The sequence below is a fragment of the Cellulophaga geojensis KL-A genome (genome assembly GCF_000568425.1).
Lineage (GTDB): Bacteria > Bacteroidota > Bacteroidia > Flavobacteriales > Flavobacteriaceae > Cellulophaga > Cellulophaga lytica.
In genome coordinates, this window is record NZ_ARZX01000079.1 from 1 (window position 1) to 1,005 (window position 1,005).

Here is a 1,005-nt window from a genome sequence, read left to right on the forward strand (position 1 = left end):
TCAATGTTTTGTTTATATGTGGTACAACGGTTGGGCTAAGCGTAGTGCGGAGGCAAGGAAACTTTTCGTTTCCGTCTGCACACGAAGCTAAAGCTTTTGGTTTTGCTTTTTCTTTTTTTATCCAAAGCTAAATCCCAAAGATTTAGCGACTTCATAAATATACACAGACCTTTCAATTTTACCCTAAAGACCGCATTACGTTTAGGTATTGTTGTAAAACGTTTTTAATTTTTCAAAATTTGCTTGATTACCTTTTCTGCTTTTTTAATGTTTAGTCCTGGTTTCATTTTTGGATGATAAAGTATTTTAATAATATCTACATCCATTTTCGAATATTCCACAGTATTAATACTGTCGAGTGCTTTATTTTGATAAAAAATACTCTTTGAATATTTTTCAGAATCATTCATTAAACCAATACTTTGAGTTAATTCTTCTAAAATTGTAGATTCTTGAGTCTGAAGAGGTTCATTAATATCAATGAATATTTTTGCATGTTTAATTTCATAATTGTCTAATTCATACTCGATAAGAGCTAATCCTGCTAGTTCCTCTTCGATACCTTCAAAAATTTTAGGAACTAATGACTCAACTTCATCTTTTTCCATAAGGAAAATAACGGCATTGCTTTTAAGGTAATTATCTACTAATTTAATTTTAAATTCGCCCTCGATAAGGTTATTGATTTTATTAATTGTGTTCTTAATTATTGAAACCTGTCTGTTAAACTCCCCATCTTTCCATATATAAAGATTCATAGGTTCAGTCCATTTAATTATTCTATCTGAGTTGTCATAAAATTCCGCACTTAAGGCAACTTCACTAAAATAACTGACTAGTTCTCTATCATATTCTGATAATTCATGGTCATTAAAATCAACTGAATTATAAACAATTATTCCAAGGGTTATTAATAAAATAATAAAAAGTATGGTTCTCTCTTTCAATAAGGCTTTGGTTTTCAAAATGTTTTACAACGGTCTCCTTTATTTTGATTTATTAATT

At 29.2% G+C, this 1,005-nt stretch carries 1 protein-coding gene; it reads right to left on the reverse strand.

Annotated elements, in window-relative coordinates; genetic code table 11:
* Positions 1–224 precede the first annotated feature (224 nt).
* Positions 225–965: a DUF2927 domain-containing protein gene (locus KLA_RS17270; RefSeq protein ID WP_034647451.1), complete on the reverse strand. Its 741-nt coding sequence runs from the start codon at positions 963–965 to the stop codon at positions 225–227.
* Between the last annotated feature and the right edge of the window lie 40 nt (positions 966–1,005).